Here is a 22,672-nt window from a genome sequence, read left to right on the forward strand (position 1 = left end):
AAGGTCAAACGGTTTGCGGAAGCTGCCCACAGGCGCGGGCAATCATGGCCGTATCAGCTTGATCGTGGAATCGACAATTCGTTCGGTGGTAATGCCGAAGTGGCGATAGAGGTCCCCGGCCGGGGCGGATTCCCCAAATGTGTCGATACCGATCGCGGCGCCGTCCAGTCCCACATATTTTCGCCAGTAGTCGGTGACGCCTGCTTCCACGGAGATGCGCGGAATTCCGGCGGGCAAGACGCTTTCCCGGTAGGCGGCGTCTTGCCTGTCAAACGCTTGCGTGCACGGCATAGCAACCACTCGCGCGGCGATGCCACGCTTGCCAAGTTCGGTTTGCGCCTCAATGGCCATGGGTACTTCGGAGCCGGTGGCGATGATGACGGCCTTGAGTGCACCGCTTTCTGCGGACAGCATGTATCCACCACGCTGGATATTGGCCAAGGTTGCAGGTGTCCTTCTCTGGAACGCAACGTTCTGCCGGCTGAACAAGAGGCAACTCGGCCCGTTGCGGCGCTCGATCGCGTGCGCCCACGCCACGGCCGATTCGACCGTATCGCACGGACGCCAGACATCCATGTTGGGGATCAGGCGCAAGGTAGCGGTTTGCTCGACCGCCTGGTGCGTGGGCCCATCTTCGCCCAGGCCGATTGAATCGTGCGTATAGACGAAGATGTTGCGGATCTTCATCAACGCCGCCATGCGCACCGCATTTCGCGCGTATTCGGAGAACATCAGGAATGTCCCTGTGTACGGAATAAAACCGCCATGCAGCGCGATGCCGTTGGCAATGGCTGACATGCCGAATTCGCGCACGCCGAAATTGATGTAATTGCCGCCTTGTGTTGCGTTGATCTGTTTGGAGCCGGTCCAGTTGGTGAGGTTGGAGCCGGTCAGGTCGGCCGAGCCGCCCAGCAATTCCGGCAACACCGCCGCCAGTCCCTCGATGGTCTGCTGGGACGCTTTGCGCGTCGCGACGGTTTCCGCTTTTTCATTTGTTTTGGCGAGGAAGGCATCGGCCGCGGCTTTCCATTGCGCCGGCAAGTCTCCCGCCATGCGACGACGAAATTCACCGGCCAGTTCAGGATGCTTTTTTTGGTAGGCGTCAAATGCGGCCTGCCATTGCGTTTCGAGGCCGGCACCGGTCGCGCGGGCATTCCAGGCGTCGTACACTGCCTGTGGAATTTCGAACGGTGGGTGATGCCACCCGATGGCTTCGCGCGTCGCGGCGATTTCCTTGTCGCCCAAGGCCGCGCCATGCACGCCTTCTGTGCCCTGCTTGTTGGGTGAGCCTTTGCCGATGACGGTCTTGCAGCAAATGAGCGTTGGCTGGGCATGATTGCCTTTGGCGGCCGTCACGGCACGCTCGATCGCTGCAAAGTCGTGGCCATCGACATCGTCGATCACCTGCCAGCCATAGGCCGCGAATCGCTGCGGTGTGTTATCGGTGAACCAGCCTTCGACTTCACCGTCAATCGAGATGCCGTTATCGTCGTAGAAGGCGATCAGCTTGCCCAGTTTCTGCGTGCCCGCGAGCGAGCAGACCTCGTGTGAAATGCCTTCCATGAGACAGCCATCGCCGAGGAATACGTAGGTGTGGTGATTGACGATTTCGAAGCCGTCGCGATTGAAGCTACGCGCGAGTTCGCGTTCGGCGAGCGCCATGCCGACCGCGTTGGCAAGACCCTGTCCAAGCGGTCCCGTAGTGGTTTCCACTCCCGGCGCGAAGCCGTACTCGGGGTGGCCGGGCGTCTTGGAATGAAGCTGGCGAAATCGCTTGATCTCATCCATCGACAAGTCATAGCCCGTCAGATGCAGGAGCGAATAAAGCAACATGGACCCGTGACCGTTCGACACGATGAACCGGTCGCGATCGGGCCAATGCGGATTGGCGGGGTTGTGGCGAAGATGGTGGCGCCACAGCACTTCGGCGATTTCCGCCATGCCCATCGGCATGCCGGGATGTCCGGAGTTGGCTTTTTGAACGGCGTCCATGGCGAGCGCGCGAATGGCATTGCTGAGTTGTTGCCGGTCTGCCGTGTGCGCGGTTGCTGAATTGAGGGGCATCATGGAGAAGTCCTTGCGAGTAGTGAATTAACTTGCGACGGAAAATGTCATTGCGTCATTGTCTGGATGCGCCACGTCGAACGGACGCATTGGACCGTTCGCATGGGCGGGCGAGAAGTTGTTTGGTGCGGATAGTTAAACTCTATATCTGGTGCGACTTGCTGGGCGAAAGTGGCTGGAAAGGCGCGCGGAATGGCGATCTGCGTTTCGTTTGGCTACGACCGCATTTAGCCGGCGATCGCGCGCTTGCGCCGCTCCATCATTCTCCAGATGAAAGGTGTAAAGATGAGCTGCATGGCCAATTCCATCTTGCCGCCCGGCACCACGATGGTGTTGGCGCGCGACATGAAGGAATCATGAATCATGTTCTGCAGATACGGAAAATCGATGCCCTTGGGATTGGAAAAGCGGATGACCACGAAGCTTTCGTCGGCGGCCGGGATTTCACGCGAGATGAAAGGGTTTGATGTATCCACGCAGGGAACGCGCTGAAAATTCACGTGCGTCTTCGAAAATTGCGGGCAGATGTAATGCACGTAATCGGGCATGCGCCGCAGGATGGTATCGGTGACTGCCTCGGTCGAGTAGCCGCGTTTGGATTTGTCGCGCCACAGCTTCTGGATCCACTCCAGGTTGATCACCGGCACCACGCCAATCAGCAAATCCGGATAGCGGGCGATGTTGACCTCTTCGGAAATGACGCCGCCATGCAGGCCTTCGTAGAACAGCAGATCGGTGTTCGGCGGCAGGTCTTCCCAGGGTGTGAAGGTGCCCGGGTCCTGTTTGTAAGGCGCCGCTTCCTCGAGGTCGTGAAGATACTTGCGGCGTTTGCCGTTGCCGGTGTTGCTGTAATCGCGAAACAATGATTCCAGTTCGGCGAACATGTTGTTCTCGGGCCCGAAGTGGCTGAAGTTTTTGTTGCCGGCCGTCTCCGCTTCGGCCATCTTGACTTTCATTTCCTTCCGATCGAAGCGGTGGAAGCTGTCGCCCTCAATGATGGCAGCAGATACTTTCTCGCGGCGAAAAATATTCTCGAAGGTGCGCGTTACAGAGGTAGTGCCCGCTCCTGATGAACCGGTGATGGCGATGATGGGATGACGTTCAGACATGGTGTATGGCCTCAGGTTTGGAAGCGAAACAGACTGCGTTCATTGAATAGTGGTGGGTAGGTGTCGTCGCTGGCGGGTTCGGCGTGATAGCGCTCGATGCGTTCAACTTCGTTCTTCGAGCCGAATACCAGGCCGATCCGCTGATGAAGCGATGTAGGCTGCACGGTAAGCATCGGCACCGTGCCGGTGCTCGCGCGCCCGCCCGCCTGCTCCATGATGAAACCGATCGGATTGGCTTCGTATAACAATCGCAGGCGCCCGGGTTTGCTAGGGTCCTTGGTGTCGCGCGGGTACATGAACACGCCGCCACGAACCAAGATGCGGTGCGCCTCGGCGACCATGGAGGCGATCCAGCGCATGTTGAAATCGCGTCCGCGCGGTCCGGTCTTGCCGGCGAGGCATTCGTCGACGTAGCGCTTGACCGGCGCCTCCCAGAATCGGCTGTTCGATGCATTGATGGCGAACTCGTGCGTGTCCTCGGGGACTTTGAGTTGCGGGTGAGTCAGCATGAAGTCCCCGAGGCTGGGGTCGAGTGTGAATCCGTACACACCCGTGCCGACCGTGAGGATAAGCATGGTCGTGGGGCCGTAAAGCGCGTAACCCGCCGCGACCTGCTGCGAGCCCGGCTGCAAGAAATCGTCCAGCACCGCGTCGCGGCCCGCGACCGGCGCACGCAGCACGGAGAAAATGCTTCCGACCGAGACGTTTACGTCAATGTTCGACGAGCCATCAAGTGGGTCGAACACCAGCAGGTATTTGCCGCGCGGACAATCCGGCGGCATGCAATACGGGTCTTCCATTTCCTCCGACGCCATTCCCGCGAGGTGGCCGCCCCATTCGGTTTCCTTCAGGAACGTTTCATTGCCGACGACGTCGAGCAATTTTTGTGTTTCGCCCTGCACGTTTATCGCACCTCCCGCTTGCCCGGTGAATTCCGCCTTGTCTTTCGCATCGGTCAATTCACCGAAAGCAACCGCGCGCGCGATGCGCTTGCAGGCTGTCGCAATATCCAGGATCAGGCTGTTGAAATCCCCGCTGGCACCAGGAAAGCGGCGTCGCTCCTCGATCAGGAACTGCGTGAGGGTCATGCGACGTGTATCAACCGAAACGGGTGTCATTGCATTCTCCGGGAGATGGGTGCGCGGGTTGGTTTGATCGATGGCGCGCTTGATCGTGTGTTCGATTCTGCTTTCATCGGGCGGCGGCCGCGGTGCGCAGCGTCCGTATAATCCCGCGATAGCCGCCGTCGGCATCAGGTGCGGCGAATACCGCGCTGCCGGCAACAAACGTGTCTGCCCCGGCGGCGGCGATTGCCGCAATGTTGTCCGCTTTGACTCCGCCATCCACTTCGAGCCAGATCTCTTGTCCGCCGGAAGCCTTGTGCGCATCGATGAGCGCGCGTGCCGCAGTCAGTTTCGGTAGCGTCGAGGGGATAAACTTCTGGCCGCCAAAACCGGGATTCACGCTCATCAGCAAGACGATGTCGAGCTTGTCCATCACGTGCTTGAGATAGTCGAGCGGGGTGGCGGGGTTGAATACCAAGCCTGCCTTGCAACCGTTTTCCCGGATGAGTCCCAGCGTGCGATCGATGTGGTGGCTTGCTTCCGGGTGGAAGGTGATGATGTTCGCGCCCGCCTTGGCAAACATGGGCACAAGGGCGTCAACCGGCTCGACCATCAGGTGAACGTCAATGCCGATCTTTACGTGGGGCCTTATCGCCTCGCATACCAGCGGGCCAATGGTCAGGTTGGGGACAAAATGGTTGTCCATCACATCGAAGTGTACGAGGTCGGCGCCAGCGGCCTCGATGGCGCGCACTTCTTCACCGAGTCGCGAAAAGTCTGCAGACAGGATGCTGGGTGCAAGTCGAATATTCATGTTGCGGTTCCCATCGCGGTCTATGCGCGTGCGTGCGCCGATTGTGTATTCAAGAGCAACGTTTCAATTTGCTTCAGCCCGAGCGCGGTGCCGCCAATCGGCGTGACACTTGCCGTATCGTGTTGATGTGTCTTGTCGTCAAGGCTGGGCAGTACGAGGTCCGCGCCGGTGAAATCGTGATCATGGTTCCACTGCGAGGGGGTGACAATCGTAAACAGGCCCGCTGCCTTCGCGGCGTGCAATCCGTTGACCGAATCCTCGAACGCCACGCATTCCTCGCGCGGCACCCGCAATGTACTGAGTACCAGGTTGTAAATGTCCGGTGCGGGCTTTTTGTGTTCAACGAGGTCGCCCGCGCCGACAGCATCGAACCATTTGGCGCCGCGCGTGCCAAGCGCAGACTCGAGCAGCGCGTGGACATTGTCCAGTGTGGTGGTGGTGGCGATGCCAAGTTTCAGTCCGGCGTCACGTGCCTCCGTCAGCAATCGCTTCACTCCGGGGCGGAAAGAAAGGCCGCCGCTATCGACCAGCTCCTTGTAAATACGCGTCTTGGTGCGATGAACCATCGGAATGCATTCGCGAAGCGCACGCCGTTGCACCGGCGAGACTTGCAGTGACTCGATGTAATGTCCGATGCGCTCCTTGCCTCCCGAAACTTCCAGCAGTTTCTTGTACTGCTCGCGACCCCAATCCCAATCGAGCGCCATTTCCATGAAGGCGGCGTTGAAAGCCTGACGGTGCAGTTCCTCGGTGTCGGCAAGAGTGCCGTCGACGTCGAATATGAGCGCACGCAGCATGTCAGGCCTCGCTCTTTTCCGCGCGTGAAGAAATGTGGCGGGACTGCATGCCGCAAGACTGCTTCTTGAGAATCTGCGTAAGTCGGTGGTTCATGTTGGCCCCATTTGGATCACATTCAGCGTAGTGTAGAAATGTTTGACAATAAGTAATAGTCACAGTTTTTTATATGTACGATAAGCATTGTTTATGCTTTAGCGCTTTGCATCCAAGACGTAAACCAGTCAGTCCCGGCAACCTCAGGCCCACCGCGCAAGCAAGTCGGCACAAGCGCCGTTTCCCGTTGTTCGGCATGCATTTCGTCTGTTTCACAGTCCGGACACCTGTGACATTGCCATCTCGGTTGCTTGTTCTGGTCACGCTGTCAATCGCCTGTGCTATCAAACTCATGGTGAACAAGAAGCAAGCGCGCGAAACCATCTTTCATCCGTCGCCATACGAAATCCCAGTCTATCGAGGCCATTCCTCCAGCGATTTGCGCTGGCGCAACATTCCTTTATTTCGTCAGCGCCATGAATAGCTCTGGCAACTTCTCCGGCAGGCGCTGGATATTGTCGATCACGCTGAAATGGTGCCCAAAAATATCGGCCACATACTCGTCGGCCTTGGGGTCGAGGCTGATGCAATAGGCAAAAATGCCGTCCCGACCAAGTTCTCTGACCGCCTGGCGGGCGTCCTCGATCAAAAGTCGGCCGTCCGGCGCGTCCACGTCCGACGGCTCACCGTCGGTGAGAACCAGCATCAGTTTTTTGTCTGCCCGGCGCGCCCCGAGCGTGTGCGCGGCGTGTCGCATGGCGGCACCCATGCGGGTGGAGAAGCTGGCATTCATCGCCGCCAGGCGCGCCTTGACGTCGTCGCTCCAGCCTTCGGAAAAGCCCTTGATGTGGTAGTAGCGCACATCGTGCCGGGTGTTGGAGTGGAAGCCACCGATTGCGAAAGGGTCGCCCAGTCGGTCGATGGCCCAGGCAAGCAATGACACTGCTTCCTGGCTCAGTTCAAGAATCGTCTGATCCGATCCCGCCGCTTTGGCGCCCAGCGATTCCGAGAGGTCAAGCAGGAGCAGCACGGCCACGTCACGACCGGCCGTCTGGTGGCTCATGTTGATGCGCGGGTCCGGCGTGGCGCCGCTCCTGAAGTCGATGAGCGAACGCAGGGCCACGTCCAGGTCCAGCTCGCTGCCTTCTTCCTGGTAGCGAATGCGAACCTTGTCCTGCGGCTTGAGCAGGTCCAGCAACCGCTTCAGGCGCTTGGCCAATGCCTCGTGCTTCAGCAGCAGCCGGTCGATATCGGCAGCGTTGCCCTTGGGGTGCAGCGATTCGTAGACGCTGACCCAGTCAGGCCGGTAGGTCTGGCTGGTGTAATCCCATTCCGGATAATGGCGCGGCGGAAGACGATCGGCCTCCTGCGTTTTGTGCCTGCGCGCGTGGTCGAAGGATTCTTCTTCGTCTCCCTCCTCGATGAAGGACCACATCTGCCGGTTGTCGTCGCGATAATCGACAACGGAATCGTCGAAGTGGATGTTGGCGTACTGGTCGCTTTGGCGGCGGGTGCGCGCAACGTAATCGATCGCCAGATCGGCGAAGCAGCGGGTCGTCGCTTCGCGATTGGCGAGTGCGACGTGAAATCGATCGACAAACTCCCGTAGGTCCGGGTCGCGATAACCATGCTGCGGGTCCAGCAGCGCGCGCGACAGCATTGCCAGCCGATGGCGAAGACATGATTGCGTTTCCGGGTTGCAGGCATCTTCCTTGGGTTGCGGATGCAGCGCCAGCAAAATGCGCGTTAGCCCCGGATACTCAAGCCCGAGCAGGTTATCGACGCGGCAATCCTCAAAAGTCTCTATGGCCAACCGCTGGAAGGGGCTGTAGTTGTCGGCGATCACGGGTTTCGTCCAGCGCCGGTGACCCACCATGTGCGCGAGCGTCGCCCGGTAGCGGTCGAGGCCGCTCACTGTACCAAGTGGGCCGTGGGCATCGTCGTAGACGTCCGGCACCCGCAATCCCAGCTTGTCACAGTAAGGGACCGGCTTGCGGATATCGTCGAAGGCCGTGGAGTAGGGCACTAGTTGCTCGTGGTCGCGCCACAAGGCCCACATGTATAAATCCAGCCGGCGTTCCGCATCGACAAACAAGGTGCCGTGGCGCTCACGTTGCAGCACGGCACGGCTGTCCGCCAACTTGAGGCTGAAGTACTCTTGTTGCCGCTGGGGGTGGCGAAGGTAATTGCGGATGCCGTATTCGACCCAGTTCTTCAGGCCGGCGATGGCAAGCTGGCCCAGCAGAAACGGCGCTTGCGCGAAGAAGTCCGGCAGGCCGGGGCTCGGAAAGGTCTGGTGATGGCCGTGGATGGAGCCGGTGGTACGCACCATCAGGTCACGCGCAATGTCGAGGTAATGGTCGAATTGATCCGGTGAAGGCAGGCGACGGGCAACCGGCGCCAGCGTCTGCATGAATGGCGCGATGGCCTTGCCGTTGGGCGATTTCTGGATCGCTTGTACGAGGTGCATGGCGGCCGGCAACGCTTCCTCGCCGACCGCAACTGCCGCCGCAGGCCAGGCTTCCAGAAAGGCGAGGATCGGTTCGACGCCGCGGCCGAGCTTGCCAAGGGTGCGCGCGCTGTCCACATAGGCCTCGACTCCCTGGCGCGACAACGTGGCCAACGCCTCATAAAGGCACTCCTCGAACACGTTGGCCACCTGGGCAAAGCCGCAGTCCAGCTGCGACCAGTAGGCGCAGGTCTGAGGGTGCTGGAAACGGCTCGCTGCGTCGTTCCTGGCCGCAGTCACGAGGGCGTTCCTCTCAGGCGAAGACGGCGTCGATGGCGTGATCGAGGGTCTCGCGAATGTCGGCGTCATCCGTGATGGGTCGGATGATGGCCATGCGGCAGGCGCTGCGTGGCGCGACGCCCTGGTTGATCAGCATGGCGGCATGGATCAGCAGACGTGTCGAGGCACCTTCGTCGAGCCCGTGACCTTTCAGATTGCGGGCGGCGGCACCGATCTTGACAAGCTTGGCTGCGATGCCTTCGTCAAGCCCTGTCTCGGTGGCGATGATCCGCATTTCCAGATCGGCTTCCGGATAACCGAAATCGAAGGCGGCGAAGCGCTGTTTGGTGGATTGCTTGAGATCCTTCATCAGGCTCTGGTAGCCGGGATTGTATGAAATCACCAGCTGGAAGTCGGCGTGGGCCATTACCAGTTCGCCCTTCTTGTCAAGCGGTAGCATCCGGCGATGGTCCGCGAGTGGGTGAATGACCACCGTGGTGTCCTGACGTGCCTCGACCACCTCGTCCAGATAGCAGATCGCGCCGATGCGCGCGGCGGTAGTCAGCGGCCCATCGAGCCAGCGCGTGCCGCCGGCATCCAGCAGGTAGCGCCCGACCAGATCGGAAGCCGTCATATCCTCATTGCAGGCGACGGTGATCAGCGGCCGGCCGAGCTTCCACGCCATGTATTCAACGAAGCGCGACTTGCCGCAACCGGTGGGGCCCTTCAACATCACGGGCAGGCGCGCCGCATAGGCCGCCTCGTAGAGCACGACTTCATCGCCTTGGGGCTGGTAGAAAGGCGCGGCTTGGACGAGGTACTGTTCTCGGTCAGTCATGGCCATATCCGATCAGGAAAAATCTGGTAGCGGGGCGGAAAAAGCCCCACCCGCAGGCGGGGTTGTGTCCGTGCAGCCGGACTATTTATGCACGCCCAACTTGTCGCGCCAGCCGGGGTAGAGAGTGTCGGCGTCTTTGGGGAAGGAGACGAAGGCGCGGGCGAATTCCGGGTGCTCCTTGGCCCATTCGATCGGATCGGCCTTGGCCTTCCAGCACTCGTAGGCCTGGCGGAGGCTCTTGGCGCCGTCGGCGGGGGAATCGATGTGACCGTAGGAGCCGCCGCCCGCCGTGTTGATGACGTTGCCGTGACCCAGGTTTTCGAAGAAGCCTGGCAGTCGCAACGCATTCATGCCGCCGGAAATGATTGGCGTGGTGGGCTTCATGCCAAACCACTCCTGGTGATAGGCCGGACCCGTATAGCTGTCGCGCTCAATGATATAGGCGATGGCGCGGTCGTCCTTCTCGCCTTCCATCTTGCCGTAGCCCATGGTGCCGACGTGGATGCCGGACGCCCCTTGCAGCCGGCTCATCTTGGCCAGGACGTAGGCGGTATATCCACGTTTGGCGCTCGGCGAGGTGACGGCGCCGTGGCCCGCGCGGTGGTAATGCAGGTACTGGTTTGGAAAGCAACGCCGCGCAGTGGTGATCATGCCCGGGCCGCCCACATAACCATCCACCAGAAAGGCCACCTTGTCGGCATCCGGGCCGAAAGTTTGAAGGATGTATTCGCCACGGGCGAGCATTTCGTAATGATCGTCGGCGGTGATGTTGGCCGAGAAAATCTTGGCCTCGCCGGTCTCGTCCATGGCGCGCTTCATCGCGTCGTAGACCAGCGGGATGGTCTTCTTCATCGGCGCGAAGACCTGGTTTCCCTGTGGCTCGTCGTTCTTGATGAAATCACCTCCGAGCCAGAACTGGTAGGCGGCCTTGGCGAAGGGCTCCGGACGCAGACCAAGCTTCGGCTTGATGATGGTGCCGGCGATATAGCCGCCGTTGTGTACCGGCCGGCCCAGGACGCGCCACATGTCGCTGATGTCCTTGGCCGGGCCGTCAAACAATTGAATGGCGCGTGGCGGCATCCAGAAATCGTAGATTTTCGCATGTTCGATGTCTCCCATGCCCTGGTTGTTGCCGATCACCAGCGTCAGGAACGAGACGATCATCATTCGGCCGTCGGTGATGTTGCGGTCGAACAGATCGATGGGATAAGCGATGCGCATTTCTTCGGTCGCTTCGTCGATCAGGTACACCAGCGCATCGACACCCTTGGTGAACTCATCGGTGGTGCTCACCTCGACGTTCGTGCCGGTGGAAGACTCAGCGGCAAAGTGTGCCGCTGCTTCGAGGTAGCCGTGGCCGGCCTTCGGCTTCATCTTGTAGGCGACGAGGATATGCCCGCCTCCCTTGATCAAGTCTTCTTCCTTGAGGCTAAGGTCGGCGTAACGGTTCGATTGATCCATGATCTGCTCCTTTGATGAAAGTCTCTGCTGCCGTGCATGCCCGCGAATGCCAAACTGCTTTTTCGCGACACCAAGTTGATGTTGCGATGAAGTTTAGGGACACTTCACGATAAGAGACAGTCACATTTTATTATGTGTACAATAAGCAAATACTTATGCGCAAGGCAATGCCATGAAGAATGCGACATTCCGTCAGTTGAAGACATTCGAGTCGGTTGCCCGCCTGCTGAATTTCACGCGCGCCGCCGAAGAATTGCACCTTTCGCAACCCGCCATTTCGATGCAGATCAAACAACTTGAAGATCACGCCGGCATGGCGCTGTTTGAACAGATCGGCAAGAAAACTTTCCTGACCCAGGCGGGCGAGCAGGTGCGGCGGCTGGCGCTTGAGATGCTGAGCCAGGTCAAGGATTGCGAGGATTCGCTTGCGTCATTGCGTGGCGCGACCGGCGGCCACCTCGAACTGACCGTCGTGAGTACCGCCAAGTATTTTGCGCCACAAGTACTTTCCACGTTCTCCAAGTCGCACGCTGACGTCACGGTCAAATTGTTGGTAAACAACCGCGAACAGGTGATTCAGCAATTAATGGAAAATCGCGTCGATCTCGCCATTATGGGGCGGCCACCGCCTGGCCTTGATGCGGTCGCGTCGGTGTTCGCCAAGCATCCGCACGGCATCATCGCGCCGCCGGACCATCCGATGGCAAAGAAAAAGCGCATTAATCTGAAACTTCTTGCGGGTGAAAATTTCCTGATACGCGAGCCCGGGTCGGGAACGCGGACGTCGATGGAAAGGGTGTTCGCGGAGCGCGGCGTCAAACTCGCGAGCAGCATGGAACTGGCCAGCAACGAGACCATCAAGCAGGGCGTGATGGCCGGACTTGGTCTCAGCTATCTGTCGCTCCACACCGTTGGTCTCGAACTGGCTGCCGGAAAACTGGTGCGTCTTGATGTGATCGGCACACCGGTCGTCCGCGAATGGTATGTCATCCAGCGCAAAGGGAAAATACTCTCGCCACTGGCGGAGAGATTTCGTGAGTTTCTGATCGAGAAGGGTGCCAAACTGATTGAGCAGACCACGGGAGTTTCAACACGGTAACAAACGAACTTGCCTCATTGACAGCAAAAGGTTGCCGCGACGGCGCATGGTTCTGGTGAAGGATCCAAAGCGGATTGATTGCCCGTCGCAACGCAAAACACAAGCATTGGCGGGTATCACAAGCCCAAAGAAGCTGCGGAGGCGCGCCGGTGCTCGACTTAGCCCTGTTTCTTGAAGAAGTCGGCTACCACCGCGACGGTGCGCTCGATGTCTTCAGTTGAAATGTCCAGATGCGTCACCCAGCGTTGTTTACCGTAGGTGCCGGAAACGAGGATGTCATTTGCCCTCAAATGCGCCGCAAGGGCTTCGCCGATTTTGCCTGCGCACCCCGCCCACAGGATATTGGTTTGTGGCGTGTCGACGTTGAGCTGCCCTCGCGAGACCTCCATCAATCCGCTTGCGAGCAGCGCCGCGTTGGTGTGATCCTCCGCGAGCCGGGCGATATTGTGTTCCAGCGCAAACGCGCCCGCTGCTGCGATGATGCCCGCCTGGCGCATGCCGCCACCAATCATCTTGCGCAGCCGGTGCGCCTTGCCGATCAGTTGCTTGCTGCCCAGCAACAGCGAGCCGACTGGCGCACCCAAGCCCTTGGACAAACATACCGAGACCGAATCGAACGAGGCACAGATGCCGCGCGCCGCATCGATTGCACTCGCCGGATTGTGGCCGGAGGGTGCGGCGCTAAACACGGCCGCATTGAACAACCGGGCACCATCTAGATGGGTGTTCAGTCCGCGGCGATTCGCCAGCTGTTTTACCTTTGGCGCGTAGTCGGCTGGCAATACTTTGCCGCCCCAGGTGTTTTCCAGCGCAATCAGGCGGCTGATGGCGAAATGCGCGTCATCTGGCTTGATCGCCTCTTCAATGGCCGCGAGGTCCATCGTGCCATCGGCGCGCTGCGGCAACGGTTGTGGCTGTATCGAACCCAGCACCGCCATACCGCCAGCTTCCCAGCGATAGGTGTGCGCCATCTCGCCGACGATGACCTCGTCGCCACGTTGGCAATGGGACATCAGCGCGAGCAGATTGGTCTGCGTCCCGGATGCCCCGTATAGCGCCGCCTCGAAGCCCAGCATCGCCGCGGCCCGCTCCTGAAGCGCATTGACGGTGGGGTCCTCGCCATAAACGTCGTCGCCGACAGGCGCGGCGCGCATGGCCTCGCGCATCGCGGTAGACGGGCGGGTGACGGTATCGCTGCGGAAATCGAGTATTTTTCTCATATCTGGTGCCCATGAAAGTGTATTGCGATGCGGTGATGCGCAAACTTTTTCGAAACGTAACGCCAGTTTTCGGCTGATACGTCCGCCAGACGAAAGACTACTTCAACCGTCGCGACGTTGCGCAAATGTTGCCTGCGCAAAAATGCCGGCTTTCCAGAAAATCCGGTAAAGTGCGATTTGGAGCCAGTCTGTGTGTCACGCTCGGGGACTGCGTCTAAGCGGCGCAAAGCCGTTGCGAGCGGATGCATGCGTTTGTCGCAACCTTCACCAAGTAGCATAAGTACTTACCTATTGTATGTATAAAAAAAGCTGATTGTCTGTTATTGTCGATTGCCCCTAACCTTGTCGCGGTTGGCACATCAGGATGGTGCCGCATAAAATGAATTTGAGGAGAAAATGATGAATGAAACACGCAGAAACCTGCTCCGGGCATCCGGCAGCGCAACCGTCATGGCGCTGGCCGCGTCCGCGGGTGTTTTCAAATCCGGCCAATTGCATGCTGCCGATTGGAACAAGGCCGCGTTCGACACCAAAAACCTGCAGGACACGGTAAAAGCTCTTGGCGGATCAGGTGCGACAGAAAGCAAGGACATCGTCATCACGTCTCCCGATATCGCCGAAAACGGCGCGGTGGTGCCGGTATCGGTCTCCAGCAAACTGGGCAAGACTGAATCCATCTCCATCCTGGTCGAGAAGAATCCGAATTCCCTGTCGGCCGCCTTTGACATTCCTGGTGGTACCGAGCCTTTTGTTTCCACGCGCGTGAAAATGGGGCAAACCTCAAATGTGCATGCGCTGGTCAAGGCCGACGGAAAGTATTTTTACGCGACCAAGGAAATTAAGGTGACCCTGGGCGGCTGCGGTGGGTGAGCCGAGGGTTTCGCCGGATGCACCTGCGTGCATCCGGCGCTCGGCGAACGGCATTCGCCCTGAAGGGCGAATGGCTGGGTAAAGTCAGCAGGCTGAAGGCTGCAAGCTGAAGTCAGCAAGTTGAAGCGGCTTCACCCTTTGGGGCAAATGCCTGCATGAACATAGTAAGTTGCAACCGCACTCTCAAAAGGACTTAGGAGATTCAAATGGCAGATCCGATGAAAATTCGCGCCAGTGTTCAAGGCGACAAGGTAGTAGTCAAGATTCTGATGGCGCACGAAATGGAAACCGGGCAGCGGAAGGATGCCGCCGGCAAGGCCATTCCTGCCTGGTTTATCCAAAGTGTAACCGCAACGCATAACGGCAAGACGGTCCTGTCCGCACAGTGGGGTACGGCCGTTGCCAAAAATCCGTTCCTGGAATTCCGTTTCTCCGGTGGCAAGGCTGGGGAAAAAGTGATTGTCACCTGGACCGACAACAAGGGTGATAAGCGTACCGACGAAGCAACAATTTCCTGATTGGAGTCCGATATGAGCCTGTTCTCGACAATGACTCGCATGTTGCTGGCGTTCGTGGCCGCCGCATCGATTTCCTTTGCCTATGCAGCCGGCAAGGACGAACCCATCAAGATTGTTTATCACTTTGACGCAGGCTTTGAGCAGGCGACCAAGGGGCTTCGCAATGTCAAGAATCACCTCGATGTTGATCCCACGACAAAGATAGTTGTAGTCGCGCACGCCCAAGGTGTTCAGTTTCTGCTTGATGGTGCGGTGAATGCAACCGGTAATCCATTCAATATTCCGGTCGAGGATCTCGCCGCACGCGGGGTGGAATTCCGTGTGTGCGAAATTACCCTGAAATCAAACAAGATCGATCCCAAGAAACTGCTGCCGCAGACAAAATTGGTGCCATCCGGCGTCGTGGAAATCGGGCGCTTGCAGGCGAAGGAAGGCTTTGCGTACCTGAAGCCGTAGTGCATCGTAGTTTTTCCAGCCGCGCGACAAGAGATGCGGCTCTCAAAAATATAGCAAGCATCATCACATTCCAGGAGGAGTGCAATGCAACATATCAAGCGGGCAGCATTCGCAGTTGCGATGGTCATGGCGACGTTGACGGGCGCACTGGTCGCGTCCAACTCGTTGGCACAAGGCAGTGGTAGCGATGCCACGGTCAAGGAAATAGAGAAATATCGTCAGGCACTGGGCGATGGCAACCCTGCGGAACTTTGGGAAGCGCGTGGTGAAGATCTGTGGAAAAAGAAGCGCGGACCGAAAGACGCGTCGCTGGAACATTGCGATCTAGGTCTGGGCGCCGGCAAGGTCAAGGGGGCCTACGCGATACTGCCGAAGTATTTCTGGCGACACCGACAAAGTTGAGGATTTGGAATCACGCCTGGTCACGTGCATGGTGATGCTGCAAGGCTTCAAATACGCGGATGCAAAAAAAAATCCTTTCGGCAACCCGGAACGAAAATCCGACATGGAGGCGCTTGTGGCATATGTCACATCGGAGTCGCGGGGAATGAAGATGAACGTCGCGGTCCGCCACCCGAAGGAAAGGGAAGCCTATGAAATCGGCAAGACAATGTTCTTCCATCGTGGTGGCCCGCATGACTTTGGATGCGCGACCTGCCATGGCGCGGACAACCAGCGTATTCGTTTGCAAGACCTTCCCAATCTCACCAAAACAGAGCCGGCGCAGCGGGCTTATACGTCGTGGCCCGCCTATCGGGTCTCGCAGGGTGAGTTAAGGTCATTCCAGTGGCGCTTGAACGACTGCTTCCGGCAGCAGCGCTTTCCGGACATCGAATTTATCTCCCAGGGCTCCATTGCCCTGACAACTTACTTGGCCAAGAACGCCAATGGCGGTGTGCTTGCCGCGCCGGCGATCAAACGATAAGGGGTGGGCATGAAAAATATAAAATTCGCTTCTTTGTCGGTGCTGGTGTGCGCATTGTCCGCGCAGTATTGTGTTGCGGCTCCGCCGGAGAAGCTGTCGCATGCTGAAGCCGTCATGCTGGCTTCTTTCAAGGATCGCGGCCAAGCAAAAGTGGAACGCCTGAATCAGGATGAAACGCAGCGGCTGTGTTCTCAATATCCCGTCAAGCGGACCAAGGAAATGGCCGCAAAGATCGAAGCGCTCAACATGAAAACGCTGAAGTATCCCGCGGACGGCAAGTTGCTGGGGGACTGGAAGGAAGGCGAGAAAATCGCGCAATCGGGCGTGGGCAAGCAATTCAGTGACGATCCGGCGAAGCCTTCTGGCGCCAATTGCTACGCTTGCCACCAACTGACGAAGGCGGAAATATCCTTCGGCAATATGGGGCCGAGTCTCTACAATTTTGGCAAATTGCGCGGCTTCACCGAGGCGACGCAGAAGTATGCGTACGGAAAAATATACAACTCGGAAGCTTTTTCAGCTTGCACAAACATGCCGCGCTTTGGACACAACGGCATTCTCACCGAAGAGCAGATGAAGCACATCACCGCGCTGCTGATGGATCCGAGTTCACCCGTAAACAAGTAGTGTCGCATCAGGCCCGGCGTGTCCGGGCTTTTTTTGCATCGACAAACATCTGGAGGCGATCATGAATACTCATCCCGCTAAAGGTATTGCAGCCATTGTGTTCGGCTCACTCGTTTGCGTATCGACGTTTTCGAACGCCGCCGAAGAGCCGACCTTCACGGTCAAGCTGCTGTCGCCGGAAACGGCGCTGAAGGCTGCGCAGGCGGCGCTCGGCAAATGCCGCAAGGATGGTTTTCAGACGGCGGTGGCCGTCGTGGACCGCGCCGGCATCGTGCAGGTGGTGCTGCGCGATCGCTATGCCGGCGCGCATACGCCCGATGTGGCGGTCGCCAAGGCATGGACGGCGGCCAGTTTCAAGCAGTCGACGACCTCACTGGCCATCGAGACACAGCCCGGCAAACCGATGAGCGGCATCCGGCAATTGCCGCGCGCGATGGTGGCGGGCGGCGCGTTGCCGATCGAAGCGGGTGGTAATTTGCTTGGAGCTATTGCGGTATCGGGCGCGCCAGGTGGCGATGCCGACGATGCCTGCGCGAAAGCCGGTATCAAGGCGATTTCCGACGAGATCGAGTTCTAGAAGGATCGGAAAGCATGTCGAACCTGAGCCGTCGCGAATTCCTTCACTTGCTTGCGGTTGCCGGCGCTGGCGGCTTCGCGCTCGATCACGGGACAGCACTCGCGGCGACGGAAAAGGCAGTCTCGTTATACGATTTGCCGCGTTTCGGTAATGTGCATTTGCTGCACATGACTGACTGTCACGCGCAGTTGAAGCCGATCTACTTTCGCGAACCCAACGTGAATCTCGGTATTGCCGGATCAGTCGGTCAGCCGCCACATCTGGTTGGTGAGCATTTGTTGAAGCACTTCAACATCAAAGCCGGTGGCGCCGAGGCCCATGCGTTCACGTACCTGGATTTCGACAAGGCCGCACGCACGTACGGCAAAGTTGGCGGCTTTGCGCATCTCTCGACGCTGGTGAAGCAAATGAAGGCCTCGCGTCCTGGCGCCTTGCTGCTTGACGGTGGCGATACCTGGCAGGGTTCCGCCACGGCACTATGGACCAAGGGGCAAGACATGGTGGATGCGTGTCTTGAACTCGGCGTCAACGTGATGACGGGGCACTGGGAATTCACGCTAGGTGACAAACGCGTCAAGGAAATCATCGAAAAAGATTTCAAAGGCAAGGTCGATTTCATTGCGCAGAATGTGCAGACCACCGATTTCGGCGACCCGGTATTTCCGCCGTACGTCATCAAGGAAATGAATGGCGTGCCGGTGGCGATCATCGGCCAGGCCTTTCCCTACACGCCGATCGCCAATCCACGTTACCTCACGCCCGAATGGAGTTTCGGCATCAAGGAAACGGAGATGCAGAAAGTCGTCGACGAAGTGCGCGCCAAGGGCGCGGCCGTGGTGGTACTGCTTTCGCACAATGGCATGGATGTTGATCTGAAACTGGCATCGCGCGTGACCGGCATCGACGCGATTCTGGGAGGCCATACGCACGATGGCGTACCTGCACCGGTTTCCATCATGAACAGCAAGGGCCGGACGCTGGTGACCAATGCCGGTTCCAACAGCAAGTTTCTCGGTGTGCTCGACTTCGATGTGAAGAACGGCAAGATCGCCGATTTCCGCTATCGCCTGCTGCCGGTTTTTGCCAACCTTTTGCCGGCCGACAAGAACATGGATGCGCTGATCTCCAAAATTCGCGCGCCATACGAAGCGAAGCTCGCCGAGAAACTCGCAGTCACCGAAGGGCTGCTTTATCGTCGCGGCAATTTCAATGGCACCTTCGATCAATTGATTCTGGATGGCCTGATGGAAATGAAGGGCGCGGAGATGGCGTTTTCACCGGGATTCCGCTGGGGCACATCACTGCTGCCGGGGCAGGCCATCACCATGGAACACCTGATGGACCAGACGGCGATTACCTATCCTTACAGCACGCTGAACGAATTCACCGGCGAGATGGTCAAGACCATTCTCGAAGATGTTGCCGACAATTTGTTCAACCCCGATCCGTACTATCAGCAGGGTGGCGATATGGTTCGGGTCGGCGGCCTTTCCTATACTTGTGATCCCAATGCCAGGATGGGCGGGCGGATCAGCAGCATGACGCTCAAGGGCAAACCGATCGACGCAAACAAAAAATACAAAGTCGCGGGTTGGGCCCCGGTGGCGGAAGGCGCGACCGGCGAGCCGATTTGGGACCTGATGGCATCGTATCTGCGCGACAAGAAGACGATCCATCCCAAAAAACTCAATCTGCCCGAACTGGTCGGCATGAAAGGCAATGCGGGGATCGCATGATCGCCTGGCGCCGCCGGTATTTTGTGTCTTGCATGCTATGGGCACTTGCCGGACGACCAGATATTTTGATTGCCGCGACAGGCGAGATCCCGGACCTTAAGCCACAGAAAGTGGCGGCGGACGTTTATCTGTTCCAGGGCAAGGCGGGCACCGCATCGCAAGACAATCGCGGCTTCAATTCCAACGCAGGTTTTGTGATTACGCGGGACGGCGTGGTGGTGATTGACGCGCTTGGGACGCCGTTACTCGGCGAGGCGATGGTCGCCGCCATTCACAGGGTTACGGACAAACCCATCCGCAAAGTGATCGTCACGCACTACCATGCCGATCATTTCTATGGCTTGCAGGCGTTCAAGAACGCCGGTGCGGAAGTGTGGGCCCATCAAACCGCACGCGAATACCTCGATGGCGGGGAGGGGGCCGCCCGGCTCGCGCAGAGGCGCGCCGATCTCGCCCCATGGGTTGACGATGCGACGCGATTGGTGCCGCCAGATGTATGGCTGGACGGCAATCGATCCTTTGCGCTTGGCGGCACCCAGTTCGACCTAATCCATCTTGGTCCGGCACACGCGCCTGACGACACTATCGTTGTGGTCGGCAACTCCGGTGTGATTTTCACCGGCGATATCCTCTTTACCGGGCGTGTGCCGTTCGTCGGCGAAGCCGATAGCAAACGGTGGCTGCAGACAATTTCCAAGTTGCTTGATCTGAAGCCGAAGATCATGATTACCGGTCATGGTGAGCCATCGCGCAATCCGGCCGCCGATCTGGTTTTGACGCGGGACTATCTCATTTACCTTCGGCAGATGATGGGCAAGGCCGTGGACGATTTTGTGTCCTTTGACGAGGCCTATGCCCGCACCGATTGGAGTCGCTATGCCACGCTGCCGGCATTCGAAGCGGCCAATCGTGTCAATGCCTACGGGACATACTTGCTGATGGAAAAAGAATCGCTGGCAAAGAAATGATTTCCCGACATAACGCGTTGCAACGTCTGATCGCGCGGTCGATCGTGATTGCGGTTCTGCTTGCCAGTCCACCGCTATCAGCCGCCGAATCATTGCTGCTGCCGGCAGCCGATCTGTTGGCGGATTCGAAACTGGTGGCGAGCACTGGCGCGCCCTTGATCTTGCTGGTCAGCCTGCCGGGATGTCCACATTGTGAAGTGGTGCGGCGTTCGCACTTGTTGCCACTGCTGCGTGCGGATCAGGCGGCTCGGAAGCCCTTGATCCGCCAAGTCGAACTGCATGGCAAAGAGACACTGCGGGATTTCGATGGGCATACCACCACCCACGCGGAATTTGCGCGCCGGTACAAATTCAAGATTGCACCCGTCGTCATGTTCCTCGACGCGAATGGAGAAATGCTGACTGAGCCGTTGGTGGGTTCGATGATCCCCGATTTTTACGGGGCTTACTTCGATACCGCGTTGGCAGAGGCCACATCAAAGTTAACGGCTACTCGTCCTTGAAGTTGGTATATGTGGCGCTCGCATATGTCGCGGCATCCGCCTGACCTTCTGCGGCGCATGTCCGGATTTGCAGCGTTGTTGCAGCGCGCCGAGACCGAGTTCGGCGGCGGGAACACGGGATAGACGTGTACAAAAGGTGTTTTTTGTGTGAAAAACTAAAACACACCGTTCCGGCACAACATGGAATTGCGAAAAAGGCAGCTTTGCGTTGACCACGCCGGTCAAAAACGGTTAAAATCGCCGTCTCGTTTGGATCAATAAACGACAATTCCCTGATAGCTCAGCTGGTAGAGCGACGGACTGTTAATCCGCAGGTCCCTGGTTCGAGCCCAGGTCGGGGAGCCAGATAAAACAACGGCTTAGACCATGTCTAAGCCGTTCTCATTTGGGGTGAATTCCACCCATTTTCTCGACGAATCCTCGAGTTTCCCTTTAGCGCAGTGGGATTGGCGCGCGTTTGGCGGGCGTCTTCGCCTTTGCGCCTCGGTGCTGACCAACGAAAACGGACAACGGTTGTATTAAGCTGGTATCGTCCGCTTCTTCCGAAAATTGTTGCAGAATCCAGTATTGTTGCGCCGGCATGCGGTACGGATCAAACGCAAGAATTGGAACTGGCAATGATCGTTCCGTCGGTCCCAGTCCAAGGCCAATAATAAAGTCCAAAGAAATATACGGCGGCAAGTTCAGAAACAAATTCTCAGGAGAAACAACCATGAACGGTGCACAGTCACTCGCGCAGACCCTGGTCAATTGTGGCGTGGATATTTGCTTTGCCAATCCAGGCACATCGGAAATGCATTTTGTTGCCGCGCTGGATTCGGTGAGCGGCATTCGCCCGGTGCTTTGCCTGTTCGAGGGTGTCGTCACCGGTGCGGCGGACGGCTACGGCCGCATTGCCGGCAAACCCGCGGCAACGCTTCTGCACCTTGGCCCGGGCCTCGCAAATGGACTGGCGAACCTGCACAACGCACGCCGCGCGGCCACGCCAATCGTCAATGTCGTCGGCGACCACGCCACCTATCACTTGCAATACGATGCCTTGCTCACCTCCGACATTGTCGGATTCGCCCGCCCGGTCTCGTCGTGGATTTGCGAATCGAAGGGCGCCAAAACGGTAGCGGCCGACGCAGCCCGCGCCGTGCAGGCGGCACGCGCGGCGCCCGGTGGCATCGCCACGTTGATTCTTCCCGCCGATGCCGCATGGAACGAAGCCGACCGCGCCGCGCAACCACTGGCGGATATCGCGCCGTCGGTTGTGAGCACGGACGCCATTGAGTGTGTGGCAAAGCTGCTGGCCAATGGCAAGAAATCGGCCATACTCTTGCGAGGCAAAGCGCTGCTCGGAGTTGGACTCGAGGCGGCCGGTCGCGTACAGGCCAAGACCGGCGTGCGCTTGTTCTGCGATACCTTCGCGCCACATACGGAACTTGGTGCCGGCCGGGTGCCGGTGGAGCGTATCCCCTATTTTGCCGAACAGATCACCGCCTTCCTGACCGGAATCGAGCAGATCATTCTGGTGGGCTCGAAGCCACCGGTGACGTTCTTCGCATACCCCGGAAAACCGAGCTGGGGCGCGCCGGACGGATGCGAATTCACCTATCTGGCGCAGGTGCACGAAGACGCCGTGACGGCGTTGCAGAACCTCGCCGATAGCCTGGGTGCCCCGGCAAAATCTCCCGTACGCATCCCGCTGCTGATTCCCCCGCTTCCAACCGGCGCATTGACCGCGCTGAGCGTAGCGCAAATCATCGCCAACCTGACGCCTGAAAATGTCATCTACGCGGAGGAAGCCGCTACCTCCGGACTGCCGCTGTTGATGAACCTCGGTCGCGCCCGCCCGCACACGCACCTGCCGCTGACGGGTGGTTCCATCGGGCAGGGCTTGCCGCTGGCGGTCGGTGCCGCGCTGGCCGCGCCGGATCGCAAGGTGATTTGCCCGCATGGCGATGGCGGTGCCGCGTACACCATGCAGGCCCTGTGGACCATGGCCCGCGAAAAACTCGATGTGGTTGTCGTGATCTACGCCAACCGCTCCTACGCCATTCTCAATATCGAAATGCAGCGCGTGGGTGTGAGCAACGTCGGCGCCAAGGCGCTGTCGATGCTTGATTTGCATAACCCCGAAATGAACTGGGTGCAAATTGCCACCGGCCTGGGCGTCGAGGCGAGCCGCGCAACCACGAACGAAGAGTTCACGGCGCAATACGAGTCGGCGCTGAAACAAAAAGGGCCGCGGCTGATTGAAGCAATGATTTGAGCGCGCC

The 22,672-nt window shown here is 58.6% G+C and carries 20 protein-coding genes, 1 tRNA gene and 1 pseudogene; 12 read left to right on the plus strand and 10 right to left on the minus strand.

Features of this window, described 5'->3' with window-relative positions:
- Positions 1 to 42 precede the first annotated feature (42 nt).
- From tkt to IPP88_18025, 8 genes are all read right to left on the minus strand, one after another.
- Complete coding sequence (gene tkt / locus IPP88_17990; protein ID MBL0124535.1) at positions 43 to 2,064, minus strand: transketolase; 2,022 nt, start codon at positions 2,062 to 2,064, stop codon at positions 43 to 45.
- Positions 2,065 to 2,291: 227 nt separating this feature from the next.
- Positions 2,292 to 3,173 carry a phosphoribulokinase gene (locus tag IPP88_17995; protein ID MBL0124536.1) on the minus strand — a complete coding sequence of 294 codons (882 nt, stop codon included), beginning with the start codon at positions 3,171 to 3,173 and terminating at the stop codon, positions 2,292 to 2,294.
- Positions 3,174 to 3,184: 11 nt separating this feature from the next.
- Complete coding sequence (locus tag IPP88_18000) at positions 3,185 to 4,261, minus strand: class 1 fructose-bisphosphatase (GenBank protein MBL0124537.1); 1,077 nt, start codon at positions 4,259 to 4,261, stop codon at positions 3,185 to 3,187.
- Between the two features lie 103 nt (positions 4,262 to 4,364).
- Positions 4,365 to 5,051, minus strand: a complete 687-nt coding sequence (gene rpe / locus IPP88_18005; protein ID MBL0124538.1) for a ribulose-phosphate 3-epimerase — start codon at positions 5,049 to 5,051, stop codon at positions 4,365 to 4,367.
- Between the two features lie 20 nt (positions 5,052 to 5,071).
- Positions 5,072 to 5,848 carry an HAD family hydrolase gene (locus IPP88_18010; GenBank protein ID MBL0124539.1) on the minus strand — a complete coding sequence of 259 codons (777 nt, stop codon included), beginning with the start codon at positions 5,846 to 5,848 and terminating at the stop codon, positions 5,072 to 5,074.
- 494 nt (positions 5,849 to 6,342) lie between these two features.
- A complete protein-coding gene (locus tag IPP88_18015; GenBank protein ID MBL0124540.1) occupies positions 6,343 to 8,700 on the minus strand; it encodes a nitric oxide reductase activation protein NorD in 2,358 nt (785 codons plus the stop codon).
- The gene (locus IPP88_18020) at positions 8,645 to 9,448 is read right to left on the minus strand and encodes a CbbQ/NirQ/NorQ/GpvN family protein (GenBank protein ID MBL0124541.1); all 804 of its coding nucleotides are present in this window, start codon (positions 9,446 to 9,448) and stop codon (positions 8,645 to 8,647) included. The genes IPP88_18015 and IPP88_18020 overlap by 56 nt, the downstream gene beginning before the upstream one ends.
- A gap of 81 nt (positions 9,449 to 9,529) precedes the next feature.
- The gene (locus IPP88_18025) at positions 9,530 to 10,909 is read right to left on the minus strand and encodes a ribulose-bisphosphate carboxylase (protein MBL0124542.1); all 1,380 of its coding nucleotides are present in this window, start codon (positions 10,907 to 10,909) and stop codon (positions 9,530 to 9,532) included.
- Between the two features lie 172 nt (positions 10,910 to 11,081).
- Between IPP88_18025 and IPP88_18030 the strand changes: the two genes are divergently transcribed.
- Positions 11,082 to 12,008, plus strand: coding sequence for a LysR family transcriptional regulator (locus IPP88_18030; GenBank protein ID MBL0124543.1), 927 nt, complete (start codon positions 11,082 to 11,084; stop codon positions 12,006 to 12,008).
- A gap of 158 nt (positions 12,009 to 12,166) precedes the next feature.
- Here IPP88_18030 and ltaE read toward each other — a convergent pair whose 3' ends face one another.
- Positions 12,167 to 13,219, minus strand: coding sequence for a low-specificity L-threonine aldolase (ltaE, locus tag IPP88_18035; GenBank protein ID MBL0124544.1), 1,053 nt, complete (start codon positions 13,217 to 13,219; stop codon positions 12,167 to 12,169).
- A 408-nt stretch (positions 13,220 to 13,627) separates the two neighbouring features.
- Here ltaE and soxY point away from each other — a divergent pair, with 408 nt between their 5' ends.
- The 10 genes and pseudogenes from soxY to IPP88_18085 all read left to right on the plus strand — a co-directional run bounded on the left by soxY (position 13,628) and on the right by IPP88_18085 (position 20,753).
- Positions 13,628 to 14,098, plus strand: a complete 471-nt coding sequence (gene soxY, locus IPP88_18040) for a thiosulfate oxidation carrier protein SoxY (GenBank protein ID MBL0124545.1) — start codon at positions 13,628 to 13,630, stop codon at positions 14,096 to 14,098.
- Between the two features lie 206 nt (positions 14,099 to 14,304).
- Entirely contained in the window at positions 14,305 to 14,616 is a 312-nt protein-coding gene (gene soxZ / locus IPP88_18045; GenBank protein MBL0124546.1) for a thiosulfate oxidation carrier complex protein SoxZ, read from the plus strand.
- A 39-nt stretch (positions 14,617 to 14,655) separates the two neighbouring features.
- Entirely contained in the window at positions 14,656 to 15,072 is a 417-nt protein-coding gene (locus IPP88_18050) for a DsrE family protein (GenBank protein MBL0124547.1), read from the plus strand.
- 84 nt (positions 15,073 to 15,156) lie between these two features.
- A pseudogene (gene soxA, locus IPP88_18055) lies at positions 15,157 to 15,997 on the plus strand (sulfur oxidation c-type cytochrome SoxA).
- 9 nt (positions 15,998 to 16,006) lie between these two features.
- Positions 16,007 to 16,624, plus strand: a complete 618-nt coding sequence (soxX, locus tag IPP88_18060; GenBank protein MBL0124548.1) for a sulfur oxidation c-type cytochrome SoxX — start codon at positions 16,007 to 16,009, stop codon at positions 16,622 to 16,624.
- Positions 16,625 to 16,685: 61 nt separating this feature from the next.
- Positions 16,686 to 17,201: a heme-binding protein gene (locus IPP88_18065; protein ID MBL0124549.1), complete on the plus strand. Its 516-nt coding sequence runs from the start codon at positions 16,686 to 16,688 to the stop codon at positions 17,199 to 17,201.
- A gap of 14 nt (positions 17,202 to 17,215) precedes the next feature.
- Entirely contained in the window at positions 17,216 to 18,937 is a 1,722-nt protein-coding gene (gene soxB, locus IPP88_18070) for a thiosulfohydrolase SoxB (protein MBL0124550.1), read from the plus strand.
- Positions 18,934 to 19,905, plus strand: a complete 972-nt coding sequence (locus IPP88_18075; protein ID MBL0124551.1) for an MBL fold metallo-hydrolase — start codon at positions 18,934 to 18,936, stop codon at positions 19,903 to 19,905. The genes soxB and IPP88_18075 overlap by 4 nt, the downstream gene beginning before the upstream one ends.
- Positions 19,902 to 20,408: a hypothetical protein gene (locus IPP88_18080; protein MBL0124552.1), complete on the plus strand. Its 507-nt coding sequence runs from the start codon at positions 19,902 to 19,904 to the stop codon at positions 20,406 to 20,408. The genes IPP88_18075 and IPP88_18080 overlap by 4 nt, the downstream gene beginning before the upstream one ends.
- A 269-nt stretch (positions 20,409 to 20,677) precedes the next feature.
- Positions 20,678 to 20,753, plus strand: a tRNA-Asn gene (locus tag IPP88_18085).
- An 87-nt stretch (positions 20,754 to 20,840) separates the two neighbouring features.
- Here IPP88_18085 and IPP88_18090 read toward each other — a convergent pair.
- The gene (locus tag IPP88_18090; protein ID MBL0124553.1) at positions 20,841 to 21,122 is read right to left on the minus strand and encodes a hypothetical protein; all 282 of its coding nucleotides are present in this window, start codon (positions 21,120 to 21,122) and stop codon (positions 20,841 to 20,843) included.
- Here IPP88_18090 and IPP88_18095 point away from each other — a divergent pair.
- Complete coding sequence (locus IPP88_18095; GenBank protein MBL0124554.1) at positions 21,121 to 22,665, plus strand: acetolactate synthase large subunit; 1,545 nt, start codon at positions 21,121 to 21,123, stop codon at positions 22,663 to 22,665. The two genes, IPP88_18090 and IPP88_18095, sit on opposite strands and share 2 nt — an antisense overlap.
- Positions 22,666 to 22,672 lie beyond the last annotated feature (7 nt).

It is taken from the genome of Betaproteobacteria bacterium (assembly GCA_016720925.1).
GTDB lineage: Bacteria > Pseudomonadota > Gammaproteobacteria > Burkholderiales > Usitatibacteraceae > UKL13-2.

Excerpts from the sequence above, each read along its gene's own strand:
- soxX (MBL0124548.1), top strand. The coding sequence starts at position 16,007 with ATGAAAAATATAAAATTCGCTTCTTTGTCGGTGCTGGTGTGCGCATTG.
- IPP88_17995 (MBL0124536.1), bottom strand. The coding sequence starts at position 3,173 with ATGTCTGAACGTCATCCCATCATCGCCATCACCGGTTCATCAGGAGCG.
- IPP88_18050 (MBL0124547.1), top strand. The coding sequence starts at position 14,656 with ATGTTGCTGGCGTTCGTGGCCGCCGCATCGATTTCCTTTGCCTATGCA.
- IPP88_18025 (MBL0124542.1), bottom strand. The coding sequence starts at position 10,909 with ATGGATCAATCGAACCGTTACGCCGACCTTAGCCTCAAGGAAGAAGAC.
- rpe (MBL0124538.1), bottom strand. The coding sequence starts at position 5,051 with ATGAATATTCGACTTGCACCCAGCATCCTGTCTGCAGACTTTTCGCGA.
- IPP88_18065 (MBL0124549.1), top strand. The coding sequence starts at position 16,686 with ATGAATACTCATCCCGCTAAAGGTATTGCAGCCATTGTGTTCGGCTCA.
- IPP88_18090 (MBL0124553.1), bottom strand. The coding sequence starts at position 21,122 with ATGGTTGTTTCTCCTGAGAATTTGTTTCTGAACTTGCCGCCGTATATT.
- IPP88_18095 (MBL0124554.1), top strand. The coding sequence starts at position 21,121 with ATGAACGGTGCACAGTCACTCGCGCAGACCCTGGTCAATTGTGGCGTG.
- IPP88_18015 (MBL0124540.1), bottom strand. The coding sequence starts at position 8,700 with ATGACGCCGACATTCGCGAGACCCTCGATCACGCCATCGACGCCGTCT.
- IPP88_18020 (MBL0124541.1), bottom strand. The coding sequence starts at position 9,448 with ATGACTGACCGAGAACAGTACCTCGTCCAAGCCGCGCCTTTCTACCAG.
- IPP88_18080 (MBL0124552.1), top strand. The coding sequence starts at position 19,902 with ATGATTTCCCGACATAACGCGTTGCAACGTCTGATCGCGCGGTCGATC.
- soxZ (MBL0124546.1), top strand. The coding sequence starts at position 14,305 with ATGGCAGATCCGATGAAAATTCGCGCCAGTGTTCAAGGCGACAAGGTA.
- IPP88_18000 (MBL0124537.1), bottom strand. The coding sequence starts at position 4,261 with ATGACCCTCACGCAGTTCCTGATCGAGGAGCGACGCCGCTTTCCTGGT.
- tkt (MBL0124535.1), bottom strand. The coding sequence starts at position 2,064 with ATGCCCCTCAATTCAGCAACCGCGCACACGGCAGACCGGCAACAACTC.
- soxB (MBL0124550.1), top strand. The coding sequence starts at position 17,216 with ATGTCGAACCTGAGCCGTCGCGAATTCCTTCACTTGCTTGCGGTTGCC.
- soxY (MBL0124545.1), top strand. The coding sequence starts at position 13,628 with ATGAATGAAACACGCAGAAACCTGCTCCGGGCATCCGGCAGCGCAACC.
- IPP88_18030 (MBL0124543.1), top strand. The coding sequence starts at position 11,082 with ATGAAGAATGCGACATTCCGTCAGTTGAAGACATTCGAGTCGGTTGCC.
- IPP88_18075 (MBL0124551.1), top strand. The coding sequence starts at position 18,934 with ATGATCGCCTGGCGCCGCCGGTATTTTGTGTCTTGCATGCTATGGGCA.
- IPP88_18010 (MBL0124539.1), bottom strand. The coding sequence starts at position 5,848 with ATGCTGCGTGCGCTCATATTCGACGTCGACGGCACTCTTGCCGACACC.